This window comes from Ruegeria sp. HKCCD7628 (assembly GCF_057221005.1).
Window position 1 is genome coordinate 92,794 of the sequence record NZ_JBWVBA010000004.1, and the last position, 17,149, is coordinate 109,942.

Below are 17,149 nucleotides of genomic sequence, written 5' to 3' on the forward strand. Positions count from 1 at the left end.
TAGGTTGGGACCGTCTTTGTTCGAAATCAAGCCAGGCGGGGCGGTCGCGCCGCCCCTGCCCTGAGTTACAGGCCCAGTGCCTTGCGGCGTTCCTCGGCAAAGCCCTGCACCATACGGTCGGCGATCAGCGCCAGAATGGCCATCGCCGCCCCGGCCGAGATGCCAAGCCCCACATCCGCCTGCCCCAACGCCAGATAGATCGACTGGCCCAGACCGGTGGTGCCGATCAGTGCCGCGATCACCAGCATCGCAAATGCATAGAGGATGGTTTGGTTCAGCCCCAGCAGGATGGTCGGCGCGGCATAGGGCGCGCGCACGTCTCGCATGATCTGCCACTCGGTCGCGCCGCTGGAGATTGCAGCCTCCATCATTTCCTCGGGTGTGTTTACCAGACCATGGCGGGTGTACCGGATCATCGGCACGATCGCATAGGCGCAGATCGCCAGAAACGCCGAGAACTCGCCAATCTGGAACACCATCAGCACCGGGATCAGGAACACGAATAGAGGGATCGTTTGCAGCATGTCACAGATCGGGCGGACGATTTTCCAGACGGGCGTCCAAACCGCGCTGGCCAGACCGATCAGCCCGCCGACCACAGCACAGGAAAACACCGCCGCACCGCTAAGGTAGAGCGACAGCAAGGCGCGCTCCCACAGGCCCGAGACAAGGATGGTGCACAGCAGCCCCACGGACAGCGCCGCCAGTCGCCAACCGCCCGCCACATAGCTGAGGGCAGCAGCCCCCGTCAGGACAAAGGGCCATGGCAGGTTCGCAATGCCGGTTTCCAACATGCCGATCAGGATCAGTACAACCAGCCCTCCGGTCAGATGCCCGCGCCATGCCATCAGCGCAGCGATCACAGCGGCCACGGCAAAGAGACCGAAGCTCATACCGGACGTCCATTGAAAGCCCCAAGTGAAGGGCAGCACCGCTTGGTCGAGACCAATCCGCAGTGGCAGCAGCACGTAGAACAGCGAGTTGTTCTTGAGCGCATCCAGCCACGGGCCGTTAGCCTGCGTAAAGGCGGTCAGGCCGCTGTCGATGGCCCCGGCCACCGGGTCCAGCAGAGTCAGCTCGGACGGGTTCGGCAGCCACAGCCAGAAGGCCGCAGTGAACAGAACGGTAAAGCCCAGAACCGCCCAGACGACTCGCTGGTCATAGCGTTTGCGTTCGGTGGCGAGCGTGCCGCTCATGCGGTCGATGACGACGGCAAACACCACGATCACAAGACCGGCCATCAGGGATTCGCCGAACTGCGCCTTGCGCATGGTCAGCAGAACCTCCCATCCGATATCGTTGAAGCCACCGATCACAGCCGCGATGATCACCATCGACAAGGCCGCCATCAGGCATTGGTTCACACCGACCATGATCTGCGTTGCCGCTGCCGGAATTTCCACCTGAAACAGTTGCTGAAACCGGGTACCGCCGGACATGATGGCGGCCTCTTTGATCTCGGGTTCGACCCGTTCCAGCCCCAGCATCACGTTGCGCGCCATGGGCGGCGCAGCATAGATGGCCGAGGCGATAAGACCCACCACCGGGCCAAAACCAAAGAGCAGCAGCAAAGGCGTCAGATAAGCGAAGGTCGGCACGGTCTGCATGACGTCCAGCACGGCTTGAACAAAGTTTTTCACGCGGGGGATCTCATTGGCCAGAATGCCGATCCCTCCACCCACAACCAGCGCCACAGGGACTGAGACAGCCACCAGCGCCAGCGTATTCATGCTTTCAGCCCAATAACCCGAGGCCAGCACGAAGCTGAGGCCAAAGAATCCCAGAGCGGCCATTGGCAGCCCGCCCAGATACCAGCCCAGCGCGGTGACAAGCCCAATCAGGATTGGCCATGGCGTGTTCGCAAGCACGAAATTGGCCGCATCCATCGGATAGGTCATCAGGTCTGAAAACAACCGCATCGCGGGTTTGATCCCGTTCAGGAACCAGTCGAGGAAGGCTCCGACCCATTGCGTCGCAGGCAACTCCCATGCGGCGGGCCATTTGACCAACCACGGGGCAATACCTTCAAGCGCCAGACACAGCGCGCCAACGACAACAGTAATCAGTGCCGCCTTGGCTCCGATCGTCAGGCGCGCCTGTGCAGGGATGTCCGTGATCGCCGTCATGTCTCATCCACCTGAAGCGCCGCAGCCAGATCGGACGGGTGAACCGTGCCGACGATTTTGCCCGCCTCATCCCGCACGGGCACCGGTTCGTACAGCTCCATGCAATGCGCCAGCGCGGCGTCCAATGTCATACTGGTTGTCAGACCGGGATCGTCCGGGCCACGTTCGGAATCGTCGCGCATGACCGAGGCGACCTTGGCGTGTTGGCCCTTGGCGACGTCTTTCGAGAATTCGCGTACATAGTCATCGACCGGGCGCAGCACGATATCGGTGGGCGTGCCGATCTGCACGATCTTGCCATCGCGCATGATCGCGATGCGGTCGGCCAGTTTCAGCGCCTCTTGGATATCGTGAGTGATAAAGACGATGGATTTCTTCAACGTCGCCTGAATGCGCAGGAATTCGTCCTGCAACTGACGACGGATCAGGGGATCGAGGGCCGAGAACGGCTCATCCAAAAACCAAATGTCGGGGTTCACGGCAAGACTGCGGGCGATGCCCACACGTTGCCTCTGACCGCCCGATAGCTGCCGTGGGAAGCTGTCTTCGCGCCCCTCAAGGCCGACCAATGAGATCACCTCTTGCGCGCGGGCCAGACGTTCCTTTTTACCAACGCCTTGAACACGCAGCGGATAGGCCACGTTTTCGGCGACGGTCATATGGGGGAAAAGACCGAAATGCTGGAACACCATGCCCAGCTTCTTACGGCGCAGGTCGGTCAGTACCTTCTTGGAGGCTCCGATGACGTTCTCGCCATCCACGCGGATTTCACCGCCCGTACCGGGCAGCAGTTGCGAGATGCAGCGGATCAGCGTCGATTTGCCCGAGCCCGACAGGCCCATGATAACGAAAAGCTCGCCCTCTTTTACCTCGAAATTGGCGTCCTGCACGGCAGGGATGAACCCGCGTTCGCGCAGATCGGAGGCGGCTTTGTCGGAGTCACTCCCTGACCGAGACAGCGCGTCGGTCAGGGCCTTGTCTGCACCGGGGCCAAAGACCTGCCAGAGATTCTGGCAGGCAATGGCTGGTGTTTGTGCGTCAGTCACTTAGGCAGACTCACTGAGTTGCCGCGTCAACAACCGGACGCCACTTGCCTTCGTTTTCTGCCATCCATGCGGCGACGACTTCCTCGACCTTACCGCCGTCGACGTCAATCGCGCCCATCATCGGCTGCTGATCTTCGACTGCCAACTGATAGTTGGTCAGAATTTCATAAGCTGCGGGCCACTTGTCTTCCATGCCGCTCCAGCTGGCCTTGAAGATGCGCGAGGGCGAGAAGTCACAATCATTCACCGCGTTGGGGTTTGGACCCCATGCGGGATCGTTGAAACAGGCTTCTTCACCGGCAGGCAGCTCAACGAATTGCACGTCATATGCGGACATCGCCCAATGCGGTTGCCAGAAGGTGATCAGCAATGGTGATTTCCGCTCGGTCGAGGCACGCAGTTCGGCAATCAAAGCGCCTTCCGAACCAGCGGGCACGGCTTTGAACGGCAGTTCCAGACCGGTCATACGGTCCGCGCCAGGAGTCCCCCAATCCGCCGGGTAATCGACCAAACGACCACCGGGCAGCGTTTCAGCCGTTGCGAAAACCTGCGCGCAGTCTTTCAGAGCTTCCCATGCGGGCAGACCCGGGCACAGTTCGGCCACGTGGGCAGGATAGGCGATGCCTTCCTTGGCGTTCAGGCCCAGATCACCGATTTCCACAACGGTGCCTTCGTCGACCTTCTTGGCATATTCGTCGGAAACGTTCGACGACCAGATTTCAAGCGTCGCATCGATATCACCATCGGCCAGTGCCTGGAACTGGTTCATCATGCCAGCCGTGACATATTCCACGTTGTACCCTGCGGCTTTCAGCATCTCACCGGCCACATGGGTGGTCACATGCTGACCAGTCCACTCGTTGATCGCCAATTTGATAGGTTCATCCACGGCGCCCATATCGGCCGCAAAAGCCGAGCCCGCAACGGTCATCGCCAAAAGGCTTACACTGAGTTTTTTCATCGACATTCTCCCTGTCTTTTTTTGCTTCGCCCGCCCCGGCACAAGCACGCGCCTTGGGGGCTGTCTCACAACATTACCATGCCGCAACATGCACAATTAAAGCCGGAAAGGGAAAGCAAACAGTTGGGTCTAGCGCGGAAATCATACGCTCGACCGACCTAAATGTCCCCCGCCTGCCGGCATGCACCGAAAGCCCGCCCCCACGTGTTTTCACATTTCGCTGGGCACGGACATTGATTGACCAGTCAATCACAAACCAGAATCACCTGATTTGTCGAGTGTTTCTTTCCAATTTTCCAACTTTTTTCCCGAAACGCTTAGGCCTTGCCCAGTATCCGGGGCCTTGAAACCCCGGGCCTGACAAGCAACGCTGATCAGAAAGGACACCGCTATGCACCATTTTGACGATATCTTTCGGATGGCCGCCGACCGACATGGCGGCGCCGACGCCCTGAATTCGCAGCTCGAGACACCCAAATCTCCTGAAGAACTGGCGGATCTGCCAGAAGACCGCTGGCTATCGGTGATGACCAAATGCATATTTCAGGCCGGTTTCAGCTGGAAAGTGATCGAGTCCAAATGGGACGGGTTCGAGGCTGCGTTCGACGGTTTTGACGTGGGCCGATGCGCCTTCATGAACGACGAAAAGTTCGACTCCCTCTTGCAAGATACCCGAATCGTGCGCAACGGCACCAAGATCGCCGCCGTGCGTGACAACGCAGCCTTTCTGCTGGAACTGCGTGAAGAAGGTGGTGCAGGCCGGGTGTTGGGTGGCTGGCCTTCGACCGACTTCGTCGGTCTGCTTGAGATGCTGCGTAAGCGTGGTGCGCGCTTGGGGGGAACCTCGGCGCAGATCGCAATGCGCTTTGCAGGCCGTGACAGCTTCATTCTCTCGCAGGACGTCACCGCACGGTTGATTGCCGAAGGCGTCGTAGACAAAGCGCCGACCTCGAAGAAAGCTATGAACGCTGTGCAGGCTGCTTTTAATACGTGGATGGATCAATCCGGGCGTTCGCTCACGGAAATCAGCCGCGTTCTGGCTATGAGCGTTTGAAAACAGGTTGCAGGTTGAAGGTCAGGGATTAAGGTCGGAACATGTTGCGCCTCATTTTGATGACGTCTTTGTTGTTTCTTTACTCGTGCGGCCGTCCCCTAACGGAAAACGAGGTCGCCTTTGCAAGCGCTGTTCAGGGCAACACGCTGGACCTAAAGAACGTACGTTTGGTCGAAGGCGCCCCGGTCGTGCCGATCACCTTTTATCGCAAAGACCGTCCGCGCCTGGCCTGCCGAGAGCGTATCCTGCCGCCAACCAAGGAAGGCGTGGTCACTGCAAAACCTGCCGCCGTCGCGTTGTTTAACAAAGTCTACTTCACGAAAGACTGGTACCTCGAGGATTATATGTCCGAGTTTCCGGAACAGATGGACCTGATCGCCGCCATGTTGCTGGCCCATGAATTGACCCACGTGTGGCAGTGGCAGAACCGGGAAACCACGGGCTATCACCCATTGCGTGCAGCGGCCGAGCATGGGGGCAATACGGATCCTTATCAATTTGATCTGACGACCTCGCCCGATTTCCTGTCCTACGGGTTCGAGCAGCAGGGCGCTATTGTCGAGGAATACATCTGCTGCCGTGCACTGGACCCTACAGCACCGCGCACGCAACGGCTGCATGAAATGCTGGGACAGCACTTTGACCTAGCGGCGCTGCCCGGCGAACGCCGCGAACGGGACGTGGTGATCCCTTGGGCCGATGCTGAGGTCGAGGGAATTTGCCGTTAAGGCTATTTTGCTTGCAACGTTTGCAGGTACGCCACTAAGTCCACGATTGGCTGGCTTGTTAGAATTGGCTGCCCTTGAGGTGTTTTCATCGAAGTATCCTGACCATCGAAATATGGCCCGTAGACCGGCATAGGGCTGCCGTGACTGATCAAGGGATCGCGCCCGTCAATCCGCGCGACAACACGTGCGACCGGGAAAGTACCATCCGCGCTGGCCAATGTGGTCAAATCCGTCGGCTGGATCACCAGCACCCCGGCCATAGGACCCTGCCCGGTAGCATCAATGCCGTGGCACGTCGCGCAATAGTGCTGGTACAGTTTCGCACCCTCTTGCACATCCTGCGCTATGGCCTGAGACCCCATTGCTAACCCTATCGAAACAAGCCCGAGTACCCGTCTGATCATCGCATCCTCCTGTCACGACTGACATTTGCAGACTTGCTCGTTGGGCAGCTTGGCGCAATGATCCAGATCAACGAAACCATAGGACACGGGCCATGACACAATACGCAGCCATCATGCTGGCCGCCGGAATCGGAGTTCCCATCCTCGCCGCATTGAACGCGGCTTTGGGCAAGATGATCGGTTCCCCCACGACCGCCGCAGTGGTTCTGTTCGCCATCGCCTTTGCATCTTCGGCGGTCGTCATGGTGCTATTTCCGGGGTTCGGTGCCTTATCGAAAATCGCCGGGGCACCAAGACACCTGCTGCTTGCGGGTGTGCTTATCGCCTTCTACGTTCTGTCTATCACCCACGTCGCCCCGCATTTCGGTGTGGGCAACGCGGTGTTCTTCGTGTTGATCGGACAGTTGATCAGCGCCGCTGCCATAGACCATTTCGGCCTGTTCGGTGCGCAAGTCACGCCGCTGACATGGATACGCGCGGGCGGTATTGCCGTGATGGCCGCCGGGGTGGCGATCACTCAACTGGCTTAAGAACGCCCCCATCCAACCGCAGCTTGCGATCCATCCGCGCGGCCAGATCCATATTGTGCGTGGCGATCAGGGCCGAGAGCCCCTCGTCCCGCACCAATGCCATTAGCGCATCGAACACCTGATCCGAGGTCTCGGGGTCGAGATTGCCCGTCGGTTCATCCGCCAACAATACGCGCGGCGCGTTGGCCAGCGCGCGGCAAAAGGCGACCCGCTGTTGCTCGCCCCCAGACAGGGCCGCCGGGCGGTGATCCGCGCGCGCCGCAACACCGACGCGATCCAGCAGCGCCATCGCCCTGTCCTGTGCGGCCTTCTCGGAGACACCATTGGCCAGTTGCGGCAGGGTGATGTTCTCCAGCGCTGTGAACTCGGGCAGTAGATGGTGGAACTGATAGACAAAGCCTACATCCTGCCGCCGCAGCGCGGTGCGGGTGCGGTCGCCTTTGCCTGCGATGCTCTGCCCCGCGATCTCAACGGTGCCGCTATCGGGCGTGTCCAGCAGCCCGGCAATATGCAGCAGCGTCGACTTGCCCGCCCCAGAGGGCGCCACTAGTGCAACTGCCTCGCCCGCGCGTAGGTCCAGATCGACGCCGCGCAGCACCTGCACCTCGCCCGGTGTGCCCTGCAGATAGGTTTTGGTCAGGCCGTTCAGCCGCAATGTCACATCACTCATAGCGCAGCGCCTCAACCGGGTTCAGCCGCGCCGCGCGACGGGCCGGAAAATAGGTGACGAAGAAGGACAAGCCAAGCGACAGCCCCACGGCCTTAAGCACATCGGACAAGTGCAACTCGGCCGGCAACGCATAGATGCCCCGGATCGAAGGATCCCAGACCCCGCCGCCCATGACAAAATTCACAAAGCTGAAGATCGGGTCGATATAAATGGCAAACAGACAGCCCAACACCACACCCATCGTGGTGCCGATAATGCCCGTAAATGACCCGCAGATGAAGAACACGCGCAGGACAGACCCCTCGCTGAGGCCAATGGTGCGTAGGATGCCGATATCTCGCCCCTTGTTCTTGACCAGCATGATCAGACCCGAGACGATGTTCATCGCCGCAATTAGTACAAGGATCGACAGGATGATGAACATCACATTGTCCTCGACCTCAAGCGCGCGCAGGAACCCGCCCGAGGCGTCCTGCCATGTCCATATCTGACTGCGTTCGCCTGCTGCTTCCAGGATGGGGATCAGAATGGGTGTCAGATTCTCCGGATCATCCACCATAACTTCGATCTCGTCGGCCACACCTTCCCGGTTAAAGAAGGTCTGCGCCTGTTCGAACGGCATGTAAACACGGGTGCGGTCGATGTCATAGCGCCCGGCCGAAAACACATAAACCACCCGATAGGCGCTGACGCGGGGCGAGGTGCCAAAAGCAGTCTTTACCCCGTTAGGCGAGGTCAGCTTGACTGTATCCCCTACTGTCGCGCCGATACTGCGCGCCACGCCCGAACCGATCGCAATAACGAATACCTCGTTCTGGAATTCCAACAGATCGCCAACCGCCTGATCGCTTTCGGCGATGCCCGGCAGGTCCAACAAGTCGTCCGGCTGTATCCCAAAAACTTCGACACCGCTGCTGCGGTCGCGGTTGGTGATCAGCACTTGCCCCTTGACCAAAGGTGCCGCCCGTTGAACGCCCGGCACCTGCCCGATCCTGTCAGCCACCTGATCGTAGTTTTCAATGGTCCGATCTACGTGCCCCTGGGCATCAAAATTCCCAGCCGAATAAACCGTCACATGCGCGTTGGCCCCCAGAATGGTGCCGACAAACTCGGCACGGAAACCCGATCGAACAGCCAACGTGGCGATCAGAGCGAACACGGCCAAGGTGATCCCGATCAGCGAGATCCAGGTCATCACGCTGACGCCCCCCTCGGCGCGGCGCGCGCGTAGGTATCGCCAGGCGATTTTCCATTCAAAAGGTGCAAAGGGCGGGGGTGTCTTGGCCATGCCTGCTCCGGTGTTTTTGTTGGACGTGACCCTTTCGGCATTTGGCCAAATGGTCAAGCCGCGCGTTATCCCGACAGGGCTGCGGTTTGCTGCAAAACGGCCTCGGCCCGGTTCCGGTCGCAAATGCCGCGCGCCTCAAGCTCGTGAAAGACACGGTCGCGCAAATCCTGGGGCAGGTTTGCGATGGCGCGGTTGTGCAACCCAAGCGTCAAACTGCGCGGGTCATCCAGCCGTCCCAGCAACTGCGTCAGCGCCTCGGTCGAATATGTAGGCCAGAGCCCGATGGCTGTAGACTCCGCCTCTTCGAACCATGGGGCGTAACCGTCGTGGGATTTCAGGCAAAACGCGTTCATCAGCATGAACTCTGAGGGCCGCCTGCGCGACGCGAACAAGGCCTGAACCGAGCCGTAGCGCGCGTTGATTTCATCCAGCAGAGACAGGACAAGCGACCGGCGCACAGGGTACGGCGTGGCAAAGGTTGTCGTCTTGATCTGCCCTGGATCAGACCGTGGCGCACCTAGGGCATCCAAACTTTGCAGCAGCCAGTTGCGGTGAAAATCACTTTCAATGTCAATGAACGGGATGCGCGCCGCGCCACCGGGCGTAAAGAACTCTGCCTCATCAAACTGGCGCAGAAACAGGTTCTTGGTGTCCAGAATGACCATATTCTCGGAGGCCGCGACCCGCGCCGCGCCCAGTTTCAGAATCTGTTGATTGCGGTAGCCATTGTTGCCACGCCACCCGCCCTTGCGGATCAGCGGAATGCGAAAGCGGTTCTCGATCAGCACACGATCCAGCGCCGGGCGTCGCGCACAATGACCCTCCCCCAGTAGAACATCGTCCCCACTGAGGACGCGCACCTTGTCTTGCAGTGCTCCGTAGGCAGGTAGAATCGGCTCGATCCGCTGCCCCAACGCACCCTCATCAACGTCGTTCATGATCACATGGATCGACCCGACCTGCGCCGGATCAACAAACCGGGCGAAGGAAAGGGCCTGAAGTTCCAGCAAAGGAAAGTCCCTGGAATATACAACCGTTGCGAAACTCAGCACCGCGCAGACCTTTTTGCGTTTTTCCGCTCATCTAGCAGCATTTGCCGACCTGTCCAAGCGAACCACACCACGAATCAGTCGTCGGTTCCGGCAAACCGCTATTCGAGGTAAGGATGATTTAGTCGAACCTCTAAAAACCAAAGGTTGTGATACCGTTCACAGACCAGCGGCGACTGTTTCAGCTATGTAGTCAATGCCGGGCTCGCGTGATTGACTGAACTCAAAATGCAACATTTTCGTTGGAATAATATTTCGCTTTTTGATTATTTTTCGAAACTTTGTCACCCTGACTTTGGGGGAATACAATTTTTAGAGCGGGGGTCGCTCATGAGTATTCGACTAAACAAAGAAAAAGCGGGCGCGATTTCGGCCCGGCAGGCATCAACAGAACTGGATTGCGAAACAGCGGCATTGCTGAGGGCCGCGATCCGCCCTTTGTTTGCAAGTGCTGCAAGTTGGAACAGCCTCACCGATATTCTCAAAGACAAGGGGTATCAACTGGCCTTCCGGCAGGGTCGGCTGTGTGTCACCGAAATCGCCACGGCAAAACGGATTTGCGGGCTGCGGTTTCTGGGGTTGGAGTTTCGCGATCTGGTGCAGCGGATGGGACGCCCCATCGTTGTTGCACGCGACAGTGAAACCGGAGACCTGCTGGCCGCCCGACCTTCGGTGAACGGCGCTTAAAAGCTGCGCCAGAACTGGACTGAACGCCGCGTGGCCTTCCACAGGCTGTGGCGCGCCGCCGCTTTGATACCGGCGCATGTTCCCGGTTCGATCAACCGCCCAAGGACCAGTTTCGCGGGCATATGGCCGCGATGGTAGAACCGGCAGAAATCATCCTCGGTCAAGTCACGCGCAGCTTTACGCCCGTCGTAATACTTCATCCAGACCCGCGCATAGTCTCGGGCCGTCACATCCGGGTCACTGCTGGCCCCACGTCCCCAAAACATCGAGATCGGCTCATCCATCCGTTCGCCCTGATACCCGGCCGTGATCATGCGCAGCATCAGGTCATAGTCGGCCGCCACGCGGAATTGCGGATCATGGCCGCCCAGCGCCGCAAACACGTCGCGCCGGATCAGGACTGAGTTATGGCAGAACGGCATCCGTTGCAGGATCGCAGTCAGCGACATGCGCTTTTCGCGGCTTTCCGTCCCGTCCTTGAACCGGCGCAAGGTGGACCCGTACAGGAAGTCGGGCCGGGTCGCGGTCAAACGTTCAGCGGCTATGTTCAGGATGTCATCCGAAGCGAGTGAGTCATCCGAGTTCAGGAACAAAAGGTATTGACCACGCGCGGCCCCTGCCCCCTTGTTCATCGCATCATAGAGGTTGCGGTCCGGTTCGCTGATCACGCGGGTCCGTTCTGCATTGGCAGTGACGTCCTGAAGAAACGGGACGGTGCCATCCGTTGAGGCACCGTCCTGAATAATATGCTCGGCCCTCAAGCAGTTCTGGCGGGCCATGCACGCGATTACCTCGCGAAAGCTATCCTGCCGCCCTTGGGACAGCAGGTTATGCGTCGCCGTGACAACCGAGATCAGCGGCGCGTCTGTGTCAGCCGATTTGCTCATAGATCTCGGCGATCTTAGTGACGGCGGCCTCGGGGCTGAGTTCCTCGCTCTCGCCAGTGCGGCGGCAGGTCAGTTCAACCACACCGTTTTTCAACCCGCGCGGACCAACGGTGATGCGCCATGGCAGGCCGATCAGGTCCATGGTGGCGAATTTGCCACCTGCCCGCTCGTTGCGGTCATCATAGAGCGGCTCCAGCCCCAACGCAGTCAGCGCACCGTAGAGCTTGTCACAGGCCGCATCTGCCTCTTCATCGCCCTGCTTCAGGTTCACGATGCCGCAATGGAACGGGGTTACGCCTTCGGGCCAGATGATGCCCTTATCGTCATGGCTGGCTTCTATGATGGCGCCGATCAGGCGGCTGACGCCGATGCCGTGGCTGCCCATGTGAACGGGCGTCGGCTTGCCATCCGGGCCTTGAACGGTTGCGCCCATCGCCTCGGAATACTTGGTGCCGAAATAGAAGATCTGCCCTACTTCGATCCCACGCGCCACACGGCGGCGATCCTCGGGCACCTGATTGAACAGCGCCTCGTCATGGGTTTCATCGGTGCGCGCATATTTCGAGGTGAACTCTTCCAAGATCGCCTGACATTGCGCGCGGTCGTCATAGTCGATCTGACGATCACCAAAACTCAGATCGGTGACAGCGCTGTCATAGAAGACCTCGGATTCACCCGTATCGGCCAGCACAAGGAATTCATGCGTGTCGTCGCCACCGATCGGGCCGGAATCGGCGCGCATCGGGATGGCTTGCAGGCCCATACGTTCATAGGTGCGCAGATAGCTGACCAGATGGCGGTTATAAGCGTGCAGCGCATCCTCTTTGGTCAGGTCGAAGTTGTAGCCGTCCTTCATATAGAACTCACGCCCCCGCATCACGCCGAAACGCGGGCGGATTTCATCGCGGAACTTCCACTGGATCTGGTACAGGGTCAGCGGCAGGTCTTTGTAGCTGTTGACGTGGCCACGGAAGATATCCGTCACCAGTTCCTCGGCAGTCGGCGTAAACAACATATCCCGGTCATGCCGGTCCTTCATCCGCAGCATTTCCTGACCATAGTCGTCGTAACGCCCGGATTCGCGCCACAGGTCCGCCGATTGGATGATCGGCATCTGAATCGCGATATGGCCTGCGCGCGCCTGCTCTTCGTGGATGATGTTTTCCAGCTTGCGCAGCACTTTGAAGCCCATCGGTAGCCACGAGTAAATCCCGGCCGAAGCCTGCTTGATCATGCCCGCGCGCAGCATCAGCCGGTGACTGACGATCTGAGCCTCGGAGGGGTTTTCCTTGAGAACGGGCAGAAAGTAACGGCTCAGGCGCATGGGAGGACCTTCAAAGGTGAAAATTTCGCTGCAAGGTGATTATGCCAAAGCCTCGCCGGGGGCAATCACGCAATGGCGTTTTTGCGACCCCCGGCCCGTCGCATTTTTTATTGACCCGCCAGTCAGGAACCTCAAATGTGACAGGAATGTAAAAATGTGAGGCCCCGATGCAGACAATCTCGGAACCCGCCCGTCAAATTCCTGTTGTTCACCAGACGGATGTTCTGGTCGTGGGCTCTGGCCCCGCCGGGTTGGCCGCCGCTTTGGCCGCCGCGCGCGCCGGGGCCGAAGTGTCACTGGTTGACCGCTTTGGCTGCATGGGCGGCAATATCACCGCCGTGGGGGTAGAGGGGTTCGCATGGTATCGCCACGAACAAACGGTCGAGGCAGGCGGCATCGGCATGGAGTTTGAGACCCGCGCCAAGGACATGGGCGCGGCGGTGCGGAAAGCCAGTCGCTGAGTTATGAGCTGGACAGCGAGGGGTTCAAGCTGGTCGCCGACAAACTGGTCGAAGAGGCGGGTGTGCATCCGATGCTGCACCGTCAGTTCGTGGCCCCGATCATGGACGGCAACCGGATCACCGGCATCATCACCGAATCCAAAGCGGGGCGCGAGGCGATTCTGGCCCGCGTTGTAATCGACGCCACCGGCGACGCAGATGTCGCCCACCGCGCCGGTGCCCCGACCCATAAAACCGCGCGCGAGGATATGATGGCGGCCTCGGTCATGTTTCATCTGGCCGGTGTCGACAAGCGCGCGTTTATGGAGGGCGTCAAGGCCGATCCGCAGACCTACAAGGACTGGGGCGGCGGCGGTGAGTGGAATATCGAGACCTCGGGGAAAGAGGATGACATGTTCTCGCCCTTCGTTCACAAGCCCTTCCAACAGGCGATTGATGCAGGGATGATCCCGCCGCACCTGAACACCATCGCAGGCACGTGGGGTGCGATGCATGATACGGGTGAGCTGACCTATATGAACCTCATCCATCTGGCCGAGATTGACGGCACCGATCCCGACAGCTTGACGCGGGGCGAGATCGAGGGCCGCCGTCAGTCGATGCTGGCCATTGAGGCGCTGCGCCGTTTCATGCCGGGCTGCGAAAACGCGCGGCTGCGAAATTTCGGCATGACCATCGGTATCCGTGACACACGCAAGATCGACGCGGTCTACAACATGACCGAGGATGACGCCCGCCATCAGGGCCGGTTCGAAGATACGATCGGCATCTACCCCGAATTCATTGACGGCTATGGCATCCTGATCCTACCCACCACGGGGCGGTATATGCAGGTGCCCTATCGTTCGATGCTCCCCAAGGGAATCAAAGGGTTGCTGGTCGCGGGCCGCTCCCACGGAGCCGACAAAGTGGCCCATGCCGCCACACGCAACATGGCCTACTGCGCTGTCATGGGCCAAGGCGCAGGCATCGCCGCTGCGCTATCGTTGAAAAGCAATCAGGAGGTCGACACGATGAACCTCGCCCCCGGCCACAAAGAACTCGATCGTTAGGGCGTGCGGATTCACTGATGCAGCATATCCCAACCATCGACATCACCCCCCTGCGCGACTCGGCGCACTCGGACTACGCTAGCACCGTTCAGCAAATCATGGACGCCGGCACCGGTATCGGCTTTCTGTCGATCACCGGCACGGGCATTTCCCCCGATACGGCAGACGCCGTGCGCGCCTGCGTGCGCGATATCTTTGCGGTCGAGGAAAGCGCCAAATGGGATCAGGCCATCACCCGCGAGAATTACCGCGGATACATCCCGATGGGGTTCTTTACCCCGAATGACGGATCGGGAAAGGCCGACAAATACGAGGGCTACAAGCTGCACTATGACGTGGCCCTCGATGCACCGATCCGGCAGGACTGCGCGCTGTATGGCCCGAACCTCTGGCCAAAGGGCGTGGACGGCGCGCGCGACACGATACTGGGCTATTGGTCGCAACTGGACACGGTGGCCGATCACCTGCTGGGCGCGCTAGAGGTCGGCCTGGCCCTGCCTGCGCGCGCCCTGCGCGATGCCTTTGTCGATCCAATGACCAACATGACCCTGCTGCATTACCCGCCGCAGGCACCGGATGAGGGTGGATATGGTATCCACCCGCACAAGGATACCGACGCCCTGACCATCATCGCCCCCGACCCCGTCGGCGGGCTGGAGGTTCAGACCCGCGAAGGCGGCTGGATCACGCCGGACTGCCCTCCTGGCGGGTTTGTCGTGAATATCGGTGACATGCTAGAGCTTTGGTCCGGTGGACGCCTGAAATCCACGCCACACCGGGTTGTCAACCGATCTGGGCAAGAACGCTATTCCTTCCCATATTTCGCTGTACCTCGTCATGATGTTGTTGTGCGTCCGCTGCTGGAGCCTTTGGACGGATTCGACCGCCCTTCGGTCCATTGCGGCCATTGGTCGGCCGAGATATGGCGCACCAACTGGCCAGATGAACATGCCGATGAGGCGACGCCGGAACTGGGAACGCTTGCCGATTGAGGGGCAGAAATCCACAGCCCCATGAACCGCTTGCATCGCCGCGCCGCATACGCCAAGAACATATGCAAGAACCGGCAACAAGGGGACGGGCATGGCGCTGCCAGTGAAGGACCAACTCAGATACTGGGGCATTGCCGCTGTTGTCTTCGTGTTCCTGATGTGGGCGCTGGGCGATGTGCTTTTGCCTTTCGTAATTGGCGGTGCGATTGCCTATTTTCTTGACCCGGTTGCCGACCGGCTGGAAAATCTGGGGCTGTCACGCATGGCGGCAACCGCGATTATAACCGTTGTCGGAGTTCTGGGCTTTGTCCTGATGATCCTGATGGTCGTGCCCGCGCTGGTCACGCAGCTGATCGACCTTGTCGAGTTCATGCCCAGCCTGATCAAACAGCTGCGCGGGTTTGTCGAGCAACAATTCCCCTCGCTGCTGGACCGCGAATCCAGCTCGCACCAATTCCTTGTCTCGCTGGGCGAGACGCTGCAATCCAAAACCGGGGATGTGCTGCAATCGGTGGCGGCGTCGCTGGGATCCGCGATCAATGTGGTGGTGCTGCTGGTGATCGTCCCCGTTGTCGCTGTCTATCTGCTGTTGGACTGGGACCGTATGATCGCCCGTGTCGGAGAGCTGTTGCCCCGCGACCACGCCCCCACCATAAAGCGCCTGGCCAGCGAGATTGACGCCGTTTTGGCCTCGTTCGTGCGCGGTATGGGTACGGTCTGCCTGATCCTTGGCACCTATTATGCCGTGGCGCTGATGGCGGTGGGCCTGCAGTTTGGCCTGATCGTGGGCTTTATCGCCGGGCTCGTGACCTTCATCCCCTATCTGGGCGCACTGATCGGCGGATCGCTGGCAATCGGGCTGGCCCTGTTTCAGTTCTGGGGCGACTGGGCGCAGATCGGGCTGGTCGCCGGGATCTTCGCGCTGGGACAAGTGACCGAGGGCAATTTCCTGACCCCCAAGCTGGTGGGCAGTTCGGTAGGTTTGCACCCTGTCTGGCTTTTGCTGGCTTTATCGGTGTTTGGCGCCATGTTCGGATTTGTCGGGATGCTGGTGGCGGTTCCGGTCGCGGCGGCACTGGGTGTTGTGGCCCGGTTCATGACCTCTCTTTATCTGGACAGCCGCTTGTATACGGGCCTTGAAGGGCTTCAACAGGACGACGAATAAATGCCCCGCCAACTGAGCTTTGACCTGCCGGCCAAAACCGCCTTGGGCCGCGAGGATTTCTTTGTCTCGCCTGCCAATGCGCTGGCGGTGGCGATGATTTCTGCGACCTCGTGGCCCGGCAACAAGCTGGTGCTAAGCGGCCCGGCGGGCGCGGGAAAGACTCACCTGGCCCATGTCTGGGCGGCTGAGACCGGAGGCCGGATTATTCAGGCCCGTGATCTGCGCTATGACGATGTACCCGCACTGGCCAGCACGCCGATTGCTGTGGAAGACGTGCCGATGATCGCCGGTGATCCCGACCTCCAAAAGACGTTGTTCCATTTGCACAACTTGACGTTGGCGGAAGGCAACGCTCTGTTGATGACAGGGCGCATGGCTCCGAAGTTCTGGGAACTGCCGCTGCCTGACCTTCAAAGCCGGATCGAGGGGGCACACCACGTAGCACTGGACCCGCCAGACGACGCCCTTTTGGGGGCGGTTCTGGCTAAACTGTTTCTGGACCGACAGCTTAACCCGGGCCCCGAGGTGATATCCTACCTTGTGAAACACATGGATCGTAGGTTCGAGACAGCCGCAAATGTTGTCGCGCAGTTGGATTTGGTGGCTTTGACTGAAAAACGTGACATCACCCGCTCGCTGGCTGTGCGTGTTTTGAACTCGGACGTAGGTGATGTCGCATCTGACGATTGACCCAAACCCGACGATTTCGCATTCTAAGCACGGAA

The 17,149-nt window shown here is 59.7% G+C and carries 16 protein-coding genes and 1 pseudogene; 8 read left to right on the top strand and 9 right to left on the bottom strand.

What is annotated here, in order from left to right; translation table 11 throughout:
• Positions 1–65: 65 nt before the first annotated feature.
• Genes AC2TAD_RS10940 through AC2TAD_RS10950 form a run of 3 tightly spaced genes read right to left on the bottom strand, consistent with a single transcriptional unit; the run spans position 66 to position 4,133 of the window.
• The gene (locus tag AC2TAD_RS10940) at positions 66–2,126 is read right to left on the bottom strand and encodes an ABC transporter permease (RefSeq protein ID WP_480867657.1); all 2,061 of its coding nucleotides are present in this window, start codon (positions 2,124–2,126) and stop codon (positions 66–68) included.
• On the bottom strand, positions 2,123–3,172 hold the full coding sequence (locus AC2TAD_RS10945) for a quaternary amine ABC transporter ATP-binding protein (RefSeq protein ID WP_480867659.1): 1,050 nt from the start codon (positions 3,170–3,172) through the stop codon (positions 2,123–2,125). The genes AC2TAD_RS10940 and AC2TAD_RS10945 overlap by 4 nt, the downstream gene beginning before the upstream one ends.
• 10 nt (positions 3,173–3,182) lie before the next feature.
• Positions 3,183–4,133, bottom strand: a complete 951-nt coding sequence (locus AC2TAD_RS10950; protein ID WP_480867661.1) for an ABC transporter substrate-binding protein — start codon at positions 4,131–4,133, stop codon at positions 3,183–3,185.
• A gap of 391 nt (positions 4,134–4,524) precedes the next feature.
• On the opposite strand from AC2TAD_RS10950, the gene AC2TAD_RS10955 reads away from it, so the two are divergent.
• Positions 4,525–5,187, top strand: a complete 663-nt coding sequence (locus AC2TAD_RS10955) for a DNA-3-methyladenine glycosylase I (protein WP_480867663.1) — start codon at positions 4,525–4,527, stop codon at positions 5,185–5,187.
• Positions 5,188–5,228: 41 nt separating this feature from the next.
• Positions 5,229–5,915: a hypothetical protein gene (locus AC2TAD_RS10960; RefSeq protein ID WP_170352509.1), complete on the top strand. Its 687-nt coding sequence runs from the start codon at positions 5,229–5,231 to the stop codon at positions 5,913–5,915.
• 2 nt (positions 5,916–5,917) lie between these two features.
• Here the strand turns inward: AC2TAD_RS10960 and AC2TAD_RS10965 are convergent, their stop codons facing one another.
• Positions 5,918–6,319, bottom strand: a complete 402-nt coding sequence (locus AC2TAD_RS10965; protein ID WP_170753127.1) for a c-type cytochrome — start codon at positions 6,317–6,319, stop codon at positions 5,918–5,920.
• Between the two features lie 92 nt (positions 6,320–6,411).
• Between AC2TAD_RS10965 and AC2TAD_RS10970 the strand changes: the two genes are divergently transcribed.
• Positions 6,412–6,849, top strand: coding sequence for a DMT family transporter (locus tag AC2TAD_RS10970; RefSeq protein ID WP_170352507.1), 438 nt, complete (start codon positions 6,412–6,414; stop codon positions 6,847–6,849).
• Here the strand turns inward: AC2TAD_RS10970 and AC2TAD_RS10975 are convergent.
• The 3 genes from AC2TAD_RS10975 to AC2TAD_RS10985 all read right to left on the bottom strand — a co-directional run bounded on the left by AC2TAD_RS10975 (position 6,833) and on the right by AC2TAD_RS10985 (position 9,859).
• Positions 6,833–7,519, bottom strand: coding sequence for an ABC transporter ATP-binding protein (locus AC2TAD_RS10975; RefSeq protein ID WP_170753129.1), 687 nt, complete (start codon positions 7,517–7,519; stop codon positions 6,833–6,835). The genes AC2TAD_RS10970 and AC2TAD_RS10975 overlap by 17 nt on opposite strands.
• On the bottom strand, positions 7,512–8,807 hold the full coding sequence (locus AC2TAD_RS10980) for a lipoprotein-releasing ABC transporter permease subunit (RefSeq protein ID WP_480867665.1): 1,296 nt from the start codon (positions 8,805–8,807) through the stop codon (positions 7,512–7,514). The genes AC2TAD_RS10975 and AC2TAD_RS10980 overlap by 8 nt, the downstream gene beginning before the upstream one ends.
• A 65-nt stretch (positions 8,808–8,872) precedes the next feature.
• The gene (locus tag AC2TAD_RS10985; RefSeq protein WP_480867666.1) at positions 8,873–9,859 is read right to left on the bottom strand and encodes a DUF6492 family protein; all 987 of its coding nucleotides are present in this window, start codon (positions 9,857–9,859) and stop codon (positions 8,873–8,875) included.
• A 327-nt stretch (positions 9,860–10,186) separates the two neighbouring features.
• On the opposite strand from AC2TAD_RS10985, the gene AC2TAD_RS10990 reads away from it, so the two are divergent.
• Positions 10,187–10,543, top strand: a complete 357-nt coding sequence (locus AC2TAD_RS10990; RefSeq protein ID WP_480867668.1) for a hypothetical protein — start codon at positions 10,187–10,189, stop codon at positions 10,541–10,543.
• On the opposite strand, the gene AC2TAD_RS10995 is transcribed toward AC2TAD_RS10990, so the two are convergent.
• Positions 10,540–11,430, bottom strand: coding sequence for a glycosyltransferase family 2 protein (locus AC2TAD_RS10995; RefSeq protein ID WP_480867670.1), 891 nt, complete (start codon positions 11,428–11,430; stop codon positions 10,540–10,542). The two genes, AC2TAD_RS10990 and AC2TAD_RS10995, sit on opposite strands and share 4 nt — an antisense overlap.
• Complete coding sequence (gene proS, locus AC2TAD_RS11000) at positions 11,414–12,754, bottom strand: proline--tRNA ligase (RefSeq protein ID WP_170753139.1); 1,341 nt, start codon at positions 12,752–12,754, stop codon at positions 11,414–11,416. Before proS ends, AC2TAD_RS10995 begins: the two co-directional genes overlap by 17 nt.
• A gap of 167 nt (positions 12,755–12,921) precedes the next feature.
• Here proS and AC2TAD_RS11005 point away from each other — a divergent pair.
• The 4 genes and pseudogenes from AC2TAD_RS11005 to AC2TAD_RS11020 all read left to right on the top strand — a co-directional run bounded on the left by AC2TAD_RS11005 (position 12,922) and on the right by AC2TAD_RS11020 (position 17,114).
• Positions 12,922–14,267: pseudogene (locus tag AC2TAD_RS11005) on the top strand (FAD-dependent oxidoreductase).
• 17 nt (positions 14,268–14,284) lie between these two features.
• On the top strand, positions 14,285–15,259 hold the full coding sequence (locus AC2TAD_RS11010) for an isopenicillin N synthase family dioxygenase (protein ID WP_480867672.1): 975 nt from the start codon (positions 14,285–14,287) through the stop codon (positions 15,257–15,259).
• Between the two features lie 91 nt (positions 15,260–15,350).
• The gene (locus AC2TAD_RS11015; RefSeq protein WP_170352498.1) at positions 15,351–16,424 is read left to right on the top strand and encodes an AI-2E family transporter; all 1,074 of its coding nucleotides are present in this window, start codon (positions 15,351–15,353) and stop codon (positions 16,422–16,424) included.
• Complete coding sequence (locus tag AC2TAD_RS11020) at positions 16,425–17,114, top strand: P-loop NTPase family protein (protein ID WP_480867674.1); 690 nt, start codon at positions 16,425–16,427, stop codon at positions 17,112–17,114.
• Positions 17,115–17,149 lie beyond the last annotated feature (35 nt).